Annotated in this window: 9 protein-coding genes; 4 read left to right on the top strand and 5 right to left on the bottom strand. The window is 56.7% G+C overall.

Features of this window, described 5'->3' with window-relative positions; genetic code table 11:
* Nucleotides 1–269: 269 nt before the first annotated feature.
* From sseA to G6L28_RS08845, 4 genes are all read right to left on the bottom strand, one after another.
* Entirely contained in the window at nucleotides 270–1,691 is a 1,422-nt protein-coding gene (sseA, locus tag G6L28_RS23125; RefSeq protein WP_174063397.1) for a 3-mercaptopyruvate sulfurtransferase, read from the bottom strand.
* A gap of 30 nt (nucleotides 1,692–1,721) precedes the next feature.
* A complete protein-coding gene (locus G6L28_RS08855; protein ID WP_174063396.1) occupies nucleotides 1,722–2,459 on the bottom strand; it encodes an alanyl-tRNA editing protein in 738 nt (245 codons plus the stop codon).
* Nucleotides 2,460–2,471: 12 nt separating this feature from the next.
* Complete coding sequence (locus G6L28_RS08850; RefSeq protein WP_174063395.1) at nucleotides 2,472–3,509, bottom strand: cysteine synthase A; 1,038 nt, start codon at nucleotides 3,507–3,509, stop codon at nucleotides 2,472–2,474.
* Nucleotides 3,510–3,640: 131 nt separating this feature from the next.
* Nucleotides 3,641–5,089, bottom strand: coding sequence for a cryptochrome/photolyase family protein (locus G6L28_RS08845; RefSeq protein WP_174063394.1), 1,449 nt, complete (start codon nucleotides 5,087–5,089; stop codon nucleotides 3,641–3,643).
* Between the two features lie 189 nt (nucleotides 5,090–5,278).
* Here G6L28_RS08845 and G6L28_RS08840 point away from each other — a divergent pair, with 189 nt between their 5' ends.
* From G6L28_RS08840 to G6L28_RS08830, 3 genes are all read left to right on the top strand, one after another.
* Nucleotides 5,279–5,545, top strand: coding sequence for a DUF982 domain-containing protein (locus tag G6L28_RS08840; RefSeq protein ID WP_174063393.1), 267 nt, complete (start codon nucleotides 5,279–5,281; stop codon nucleotides 5,543–5,545).
* 240 nt (nucleotides 5,546–5,785) lie between these two features.
* Nucleotides 5,786–6,343: a methylated-DNA--[protein]-cysteine S-methyltransferase gene (locus tag G6L28_RS08835; protein ID WP_174063392.1), complete on the top strand. Its 558-nt coding sequence runs from the start codon at nucleotides 5,786–5,788 to the stop codon at nucleotides 6,341–6,343.
* Nucleotides 6,344–6,547: 204 nt separating this feature from the next.
* On the top strand, nucleotides 6,548–6,991 hold the full coding sequence (locus tag G6L28_RS08830; protein WP_234902510.1) for a TIGR02594 family protein: 444 nt from the start codon (nucleotides 6,548–6,550) through the stop codon (nucleotides 6,989–6,991).
* 78 nt (nucleotides 6,992–7,069) lie between these two features.
* On the opposite strand, the gene G6L28_RS08825 is transcribed toward G6L28_RS08830, so the two are convergent.
* Nucleotides 7,070–7,693, bottom strand: coding sequence for a tyrosine-protein kinase family protein (locus G6L28_RS08825; RefSeq protein ID WP_174063391.1), 624 nt, complete (start codon nucleotides 7,691–7,693; stop codon nucleotides 7,070–7,072).
* A 222-nt stretch (nucleotides 7,694–7,915) separates the two neighbouring features.
* Here G6L28_RS08825 and G6L28_RS08820 point away from each other — a divergent pair, with 222 nt between their 5' ends.
* A complete protein-coding gene (locus G6L28_RS08820; protein WP_174063390.1) occupies nucleotides 7,916–8,488 on the top strand; it encodes a polysaccharide biosynthesis/export family protein in 573 nt (190 codons plus the stop codon).
* Nucleotides 8,489–8,496: the final 8 nt, after the last annotated feature.

Genomic DNA, 8,496 nt, shown 5'->3' with positions numbered 1-8,496 from the left:
CGCTGGGTGACGCTGAGCACGTGAGCCGAGGGGAGAACTGTGTCCGCAGTCAGCCACATCACCCATCAACCAGCCGACATGAACCAAGAACCGCCCCTCGAGAGAAAGGGCGGCGGGGAAAGGCGTGTGTATGTCAGGTGGCTGTGTGGCCTACGTGGTTACGCAACGGTCCCCTTGTGGGAGAGGATAGAAAACCTAGGACTTCGCAAAGCGAAGTCCTAGGTTTTCTTGGTGAGGGGTTTTGCCACGTTCTCCGTGACAGCCACACCTCACCCCCGCCGCGAAATCTCCAGATACTCGCTATCCGTCAATGGCTCAACCCATGCCTCATAGGTGCTGACGGGGGAGAAGCCCATCATTTGGTAGAGCTGGAGTGCGCGGGGGTGGTCCAGCGTGTTGGTGGAGACGGTGACTTTTTTGGGGTTGTCCTGCCAGACCGAATAGAGCGCCTGCAGCAGGAACCATTTGCCCACGCCAGCGCCAATGGCCTCTTCCATCAGGCCGAAATAGGAAAGCTCGGTAACGTCGTCGCTGCCCTTGTTGAATTCGAAGAAGCCTGCGGGTGAGCCGTTGAGGTAGAGCACGGTGACACAGTTCTTGGGATCATGCAGCACGGCGGAAAGCTCGGCGTCGCTCATGCGCATGCGCTTCTGCCAGTGCCAGCGTTTGCCGACGCGCCAGTAGAGGTAGCGATAGAAATGCAGCGGGATATTGTTGGTGCGCATGATTGCGGTCTGGATATTGACCGGAACGGGCAGGCTGACCTTTGGTGCCGAGGTCATTTCCAGCTGCGTGACATGGGCTTTCAGTGGGCCATGCGGGTTGGCGGGCAGGGGCTCTGCCGGGCCGGTGACGACGGGTGTATCCTGCTTGGAGCCCCATTCCGACCATGAGCCGTCATACAGCGAATTGTCCGAATGGCCGAGAGACTCGAGCGCCAGCGTGATGACGGCGGCGGTGACGCCGGAGCCGCAGCTGGTAACGACAGGCTTGGAGAGATCTATCCCCGCTTCGGCAATCATCTTGCGGATGGTGGGAAGATCCTTGAAATGGCCGTTTTCGGAAAAGGCTGTCGCGGGCAGGCTGCGGGCACCTGGCATGTGGCCGGAGCGCATGCCGGCACGCGGCTCGGCCTCGTCCCCGGTAAAGCGACCGGCGCCGCGGGCATCGGCAATCTGTTTCTGCCCGGCATCGACCACGGTGCGCATATCGGAGAAAGATGTGACGCGGCGGGCGTTAAAATCGGCGTGGAAGGTGGCGGGTTCCGGCTTCGGTGCTTCCGTCTCGAGCGGCTTGCCAGCGGCCTTCCAGCCATCGAGGCCACCATCCAGCACATAAACCTTCTCGGCCCCCATCACGCGCAGCATCCACCAGACGCGCGGCGCGGAGAAGAAGCCGGGGCCGTCATAAACGACGATCGTATCGGTCTCTTCGATACCGAGTTGCCCGACCGCTTCGGCGAAGAATTCCGGCGAGGGCAGGGAATGAGGCAGACCGGTATCGTGATCGGCAATCACATCCTGATCGAAGAAGACGGCGCCGGGAATGTGACCTTCGGCATATTCCTGTTTTCCGTCGCGCTTATGGGCGGGCAAATACCACGAGGCATCCACAACGCGGAAATGGGGTGTGCCAAGCTGCTGCTCGACCCAATGCGCCGAGACGACGAAACGGCTTTTATCGGTGCTCACGGTGTTTCTCCCAGAAATAGGACGACTTAATTAGGCAGCGTCGGCGGGCTTGCCGAAGCGGATACGGAAACGGCGGTTTTCCTTGCCCTTCTTTTCGATCTTGGCGATGTGGATTTCGCCGATTTCCTCAGTCTTCAAGACATGAGTGCCCCCGCAGGGCTGGCTGTCAACCGAAGAATTCTCGCCAATGCAGACGAGGCTGACGCGGCCCATGCCGACAGGCGGGCGCACATTCTTCGATTTGACGAGCTCCGGATTGGCTGCCAGTTCCTCGTCGGTAATCCACTGCACGTAAACCGGATGGTTCTGCGCGACGAGCTCGGCAAGCTTCGCGGTGATTTCATCCTTGTCGATGGTTTCCGACATGTCGAAATCGATGCGCGATTCCTCTTCACCCACCGCAGCGCCAGTGACGGGCCAGGGGCAGAGAACGGAAAGAAGGTGGCAGGCCGTGTGCATGCGCATGAGCTTGTGACGGCGCGGCCAGTCGATATGCGCCGTCAGCTTTTCACCGACCTGCGGCGAAGGCTGGCCTTCCAGCGGAACGTGGATGATGACGCTTTTATCTGCGCCATTCTTGGTTACGCCAAGCTCGATGTTAGAGCCATCGGCGCGCTCAAGAAAGCCCGTATCGCCCGGCTGGCCGCCGGATGTGGCATAGAAACAGGTCCGATCCAGCTCTATGCCACCGTCTTCGTGGACCCCTGTCACCACCGCTTCGCAAGTTGAAAGATAAAAGTCATCACGAAACAGGGCATTCACGGGCATAGGGTATTGACCTCAGACGGTTTCGTACGGAACCGAAACCTCCCTCTTTTCCGTCAACCATGTGGGAAGGGGAAGACCCTTGGACCGCAGGAAATCCGGGTTGAAGAGCTTGGACTGATAACGGTTACCATAGTCGCAAAGTATGGTGACGATTGTATGCCCCGGACCGAGGTCGCGGGCAAGCCGAATTGCACCGGCAATGTTAATGCCCGACGAACCGCCAAGGCACAAACCGTCCTTTGTCACCAGATCATAAAGGATGGGCAGGGCTTCCGCGTCCGAAATGCGATAGGCAAAATCCGGCGTAAAACCTTCAAGATTGGCGGTGATGCGACCCTGACCGATGCCTTCGGTGATGGACGAGCCCTCGGATTTCAGCACGCCGTTCTTGTAGAACTCGTAAAGTGCTGCACCTTCAGGATCTGCAATGCCGATCTTGATATCGGGGTTGAAATCCCGCAGGCCATCCGCCACGCCTGCCAGCGTGCCACCGGAGCCGACCGCGCAGATGAAGCCATCCACCTTGCCATCCGTCTGGTCCCAGATTTCCGGTGCCGTGGTTTCGATATGCGCCTGACGGTTGGCGATATTATCGAACTGGTTTGCCCAGACTGCGCCGTTCGGGTCCGTCTCGGCCAGTTGCTTTGCGAGCCTGCCGGAAACCTTCACATAGTTGTTCGGGTTGGAATAGGGAGCCGCCGGAACCTCGACAAGCTGCGCGCCGAGAAGCTTTAGCGCATCCTTCTTTTCCTGGCTCTGGGTTTCGGGAATGACGATGACTGTCTTGTAACCCAGCGCATTGGCAACCAGCGAAAGGCCGATGCCGGTGTTGCCCGCCGTGCCTTCGACAATGGTGCCGCCGGGGCGTAGCTGGCCACGACGTTCCGCGTCGCGGATGATATAGAGCGCTGCACGATCCTTGACCGACTGGCCGGGATTCATAAATTCGGCCTTGCCGAGAATTTCGCAGCCCGTAGCCTCAGATGCTGCCTTCAGACGGATGAGCGGCGTGTTGCCGATTGCGGTTAGCACGGAGGTATGAATGGTCATGATCGGGCCTTCTTGCCAGTCAGCGATTATGATATCAGCGATGATGCCTATGTCATTATTCATCGCGGTTGTGACAAGAAATTATCTTCCCGTGAATAGGGTTCCAACGCAAAATCTTGCCCAGCCCCCGTTTATTCACTCTTCTTGATATCCGAATAGGCGGCGAGAGCCCTCTGGCGTGCCTCGTTATGATCGACGATTGGCTTCGGGTACGTCTTACCGAGTTCGATGCCGACCTTCGCAAGCACATCCTTTGGGGCATCGAAGGGCTTGTGGATGAATTTGCGGTCCAGCTTTTGCAACTCGGGTACGAAGGTTTTCACATACTCGCCATCGCCGTCGAACTTCTCTCCCTGAATGATGGGGTTGAAAATGCGGAAGAAGGGTGAGGCGTCGGCACCAGACCCTGCGACCCACTGCCAGTTGCCCGCATTGGATGCCGGGTCCGCATCCACCAGCGTATCGCGAAACCACTTCTCGCCCTTTCGCCAGTCGATCAGCAGATGCTTGATGAGGAACGAGGCCGTGATCATGCGCACCCGGTTGTGCATAACGCCGTGCTTCCAGAGTTGGCGCATTCCCGCGTCCACGATTGGATATCCCGTCATGCCCTTGGTCCACGCATTGAATTTGGCCGCGTCGTTTTTCCACTCGAAGGCGTCGAAACTGTCGTTCCAGTTCTTCTCGTCCAGCTTGGGGAAGTGGAAGAGGAGATGGTAGCAGAACTCCCGCCAGACGATTTCCTTGCGGAAGCGGCTGATATCGTTGGAGGCGATGTGCTTCGAGAGACCCCTTGTGGCGTGCCAAAGCTGGGCAGGCGTAATTTCGCCCTGTGCGAGATGGGGGGAGAGCATGGAGGTTGCGGGCTTGGCCGGAAAGTCACGGCCATTCTCATAACCCTTTAAAGCGGAATCGATGAAGTCCTCCAGCTTCTCATGAGCACCAGCTTCGCCCGGAGTCCAGATTTCGGAGAAGTCCTTGGCCCAATTTGGCTTCGTCGGCAGAAGTTTCCAGCTATCGAGCTTTTCCGATTTCGGCCAGCTGGAAGGCGCAGGTAGCTTGCGCGGGGCCGAGGTCGGCTCCTGCGGTTCCTCACCGCCTTCGATTGCGCGCCAGAACGGCGTGTAGACGCGATAGGGGCCGCCGGTCTTGGTCTTGACCTTGGAAGGTTCATGCAGCAGATGCCCGGCAAAGCTTTCCACTTCCAGCCCATCGTCGCGAAACTTCTGTTTCAGCGCGCTGTCGATTTCCATGCCATCGGGATCGTATCGGCGGTTCCAGAAAATGGCGGTGGCGCCCGTATCTGCAATAAGTGATTTCAGGGTTTTTTCGGCGTCTCCGCCGAGCAAAATCAGGCGGCTTCCGGCCTTCTCCAATGCTTGCGACAACGCCGCCAGTGAGTGGTGCAGCCACCACTCCTGCGCACCGCCCAGCGGGCCGTTCGAGCCCTGCCTCTCTTCCCTGATGTAGACCGGGATGATTGGGCCGCCATGCTCTTTGGCTGCTGCCAGCGCGCGGTTGTCGGAGAGACGCAAGTCCTTGCGAAACCAGACGATTATCGGCGTTTCCTGTTTGGACATGGACCCTCTGCTTCACTTCGGTTTGAATGAGTTTTGATGACGTGATTACCCGTTCAGAGCGTATACTACGGCTCTGAAATGCCTATGGTTTTTAAAGGGTGAATTTTATTGTTTTTAATCCATCCGAAGCGGAACCATATGTCGGGCTCTACGTTTGGGGCGAGTGAATTGAGTATGGAAGTCCAATCAATGATGCTGAATGACGTTAAGTGGGATGCGCCAGTAGTAATATCCTTGGAGAATGGCGCTCCTCGAATCTTCAACGGCGTTTATGAGGCCTTTGATTTCCTGCAGCATGAATGGCCAAGCCGCCACGGCAAGGCTTATGAGCAAGCAACACGGCTTTGCCGCGCCTCGCTTATGGGAAGTGTTTCCGGTGAGATCGCGCGTACCGCATTCATCGAAGCAAGCCGTGATGCGAACTGCCTGCTGGAAGGTCGAAAGCTGGCCTCCTAAACGAGCCGCCTGTCACTCAACGACAGATGAAAAGTTTCAGCCACCCGTCGCGTAACCGCCGGGTGGCTTTTATTTTGTGCCGATGCGTATACTGAGGTTCTGAAGCGACTCCTGAAAGCACATGCGGAGTTTCAGAGAGCCGAAGCGTCTGGTTGCGCACGCGCGTCAGAAAACGGTTTGCTTCCGTAAATTTTCTCAGAAAAGATTTGGAAAATTTTTAGTTAAATATGGCGAAACAGCATGAGTAGCCCAAAATATTACTCAATATTTAACACGGCGGCCGGTCACTGCGTGATTGCCTGGTCAGGCGACGTGATATGTCGTTTCCAGTTGCCGGTCGCAACATCTGCGGAGGCGGAAGGGCTGCTGCTTGCCCGCGCCGCATTTTCGCAACGTGCGGAGCCGTCCCATGCGATTCAAGGCGTCGTGGAGAAGGCCAAGGCTTACTTCGAGGGGAGTAGAGTCGATTTTGCTGATGCTGTTCTCGGCATTGAAGGGAAAAATCCATTTCATACAACGGTTTATAATGCTGTCCGGAATCTACCGTGGGGGCATGCGACGACCTATGGGGCTCTTGCAAAGGAGCTTGGCGCGGGGCCGGAGGGTGCACGTGAGGTAGGGCGTGCCATGGCAGCCAATCCTGTTCCGCTGCTCGTTCCCTGCCACCGGGTTCTTGCGGCTGGAGGTAAGCTTGGCGGCTTCTCTGCGACTGGCGGTGTGGCCGTTAAGAAACGGATGCTTGCGCTGGAAGGCATTTTCGAAAACGCGGCAGAAAGCGCACAAGCTTCGCTATTTTGAGAAGAAGAAGCTGCTTTTTTGAGCAAACGGTTCTAATTCTCGCCAATGTCTCGTCAAATTCTCGCTAAATTGCGGGCCTAGATCGCCTCTCCAGCAGGCAATTGCACTCCTTATGGACGGGGCAGGGCCGCTTTCTTTGAATTTGCGTATGTCACTTCGGTGGGGCCGGAGCGAAGCTGTACTACGCCTTTAAAGGGCAAGAGTTTGAGAGTATCTGCGTTTCTTCTGGCTGCGGCCTTGTGTGTAACTATCGCCGCTCCCGCATCTGCGGGCATGCTATCCCAAGCCCAGCAATATAGCGGGCTTCACGAAGGCAAAAACAACAAGACGCTCAAGGCGTTGTTGGGGGTTAATCCGCGAAAGACGCCTTGGTGCGGGCATTTTTTGAGCTTTATCGCTGAAAAGTCTGGCCGCACTCCACCCAAATCCTCGGGCTTTGCGAAGTCCTGGTCATCTTTCGGTTACGCAGTTCCTGTCACTGGTGCTAAACCGGGTGACGTTGTGGTGGTGCGAAGCGGCAAACGTTATCACGCCGGGATACTGAAGAGCTTGAGCGGCAAGACAGCGCAAATTCTTGGCGGCAATCAGTCGGGCCGCGTCCAGGTCTCCAATTTCAGCCGTAAGTCGATTGTTTCGGTACGACGCTGAACGGGATTGGGTCTCATCTACGACGCCTCCCGCTGATCATGCGGTAGACCTAGGGCAAGCCTTCGTTCGGAAGCCATCTTAAGTTTCGCCGCTGGCTCTCCTTGGCGCGTTCACCATGGGTATGACCTGCCGATATCCCTCGCGTTCCAAATCGGTGAGGGCATCGCGAAGGACTTGCTTGTCGCCTTGCGGAAGAGAAAGCACGAGTTCTGCGTCGATATGTTTTAAGATGTGGTTGAGGTCCGACGCCTCCGCGGCACCGAATTCCAGAAGCACAGAATCATAGGTGCCGGACAGCGCACCTACAACCATTGTAAGCCGCTCGCGGATGCGGCTTGCCTGTGACGATCTTACGATGCCTTGCGGAACGATGTGAGCATTGGAGAGCCTGTCATGATGGATGGTCTCGCCGAAAGCTGCATCTCCAACCAGAAGATCCAGAATACCTGCAAGTCCCGTATCTGCTGACATCAGGCGTGTTGGTGCGCCTGATGCGCTCATGTCGACCAAAACCACCGACCGCCCCAATTCAGACATGGCGCGCGCGAGCATTACGGTGGCGGTCGAACCATCATCTCCGGTCGGTGACATGATGACCGAAACCGGCTTCGCGCCGCGCATGGTCAGAAATTCAGCCACATAATCAATAGGAAATCCCTCTTGGGCCTCCCGGTATCTTTCCTGTTGCTTCACGTCGTTCAACAAACTTTTTCCCGAATGTGACGGCATCGAGTACCGCGCGTTCCGATGTTTTCCCGCATCATAGAGGCACCCGGTAACGCAACCGTTAAATCAGCGTCTGTGCTACCGTTTCAGCAAATGGCGTACGACATAAAAGAAGTTTCTAAAGTACATTTGTTTACCGGACATTAACCATAGTCGGCGGATAAGTGCAGGGAGAAATGTTGCGGAGCCCTTTTGCGAATGATTTTCGCTGTTCCACGTCTGATATCGGTATTGGCCATCGCTGCATCTGCGGCGCTCAGCGGCTGTGCGGCATATCAACCTGCACCAAGAGCTTTCAACGAGGCGGCTTTGCAGCCTTATCGGCTCGATAGCGGGGATCGGTTGCGCGTGACCGTGTTCGATCAAGCCGGGTTGACCAATACATATACCGTTGATCAGGCCGGATACATCGCTTTTCCGCTCGTGGGGCAGGTCACTGCACGGGGCAAGACGATCCAGCAGATGGAAGCTGCGCTCGCCCAGCAACTCCGCCAAGGCTATCTTCGCAACCCCGACGTCTCGATAGAAATCGACCGTTATCGTCCCGTTTTCGTGATGGGTGAGGTCGGGCGGCCGGGGCAGTATTCTTACGTTCCGGGTATGACTGTTCAAAATGCCATTGCCATTGCGGGAGGCTTTACGCCACGCGCTAACCAGCGGGATGTGGACATAACACGCAAACTCAACGCCAACGTTTCGACAGGGCGCATTATCATTTCTGCTCCCGTCTTGGCCGGGGACACCATTTATGTTCGTGAGCGGTTTTTCTAAATGAGTTT

Origin of the sequence: Agrobacterium larrymoorei (assembly GCF_013322225.1) — a bacterium.
Taxonomy (GTDB): Bacteria; Pseudomonadota; Alphaproteobacteria; order Rhizobiales; family Rhizobiaceae; genus Agrobacterium; species Agrobacterium larrymoorei_A.
This window is presented reverse-complemented; position numbering and strand designations above follow the sequence as displayed.

What these genes read in the sequence shown, in the direction of transcription:
- G6L28_RS08855 (WP_174063396.1), bottom strand. Translation starts at nt 2,459, where the DNA reads ATGCCCGTGAATGCCCTGTTTCGTGATGACTTTTATCTTTCAACTTGC.
- G6L28_RS08850 (WP_174063395.1), bottom strand. Translation starts at nt 3,509, where the DNA reads ATGACCATTCATACCTCCGTGCTAACCGCAATCGGCAACACGCCGCTC.
- G6L28_RS08845 (WP_174063394.1), bottom strand. Translation starts at nt 5,089, where the DNA reads ATGTCCAAACAGGAAACGCCGATAATCGTCTGGTTTCGCAAGGACTTG.
- G6L28_RS08840 (WP_174063393.1), top strand. Translation starts at nt 5,279, where the DNA reads ATGATGCTGAATGACGTTAAGTGGGATGCGCCAGTAGTAATATCCTTG.
- G6L28_RS08835 (WP_174063392.1), top strand. Translation starts at nt 5,786, where the DNA reads ATGAGTAGCCCAAAATATTACTCAATATTTAACACGGCGGCCGGTCAC.
- G6L28_RS08820 (WP_174063390.1), top strand. Translation starts at nt 7,916, where the DNA reads ATGATTTTCGCTGTTCCACGTCTGATATCGGTATTGGCCATCGCTGCA.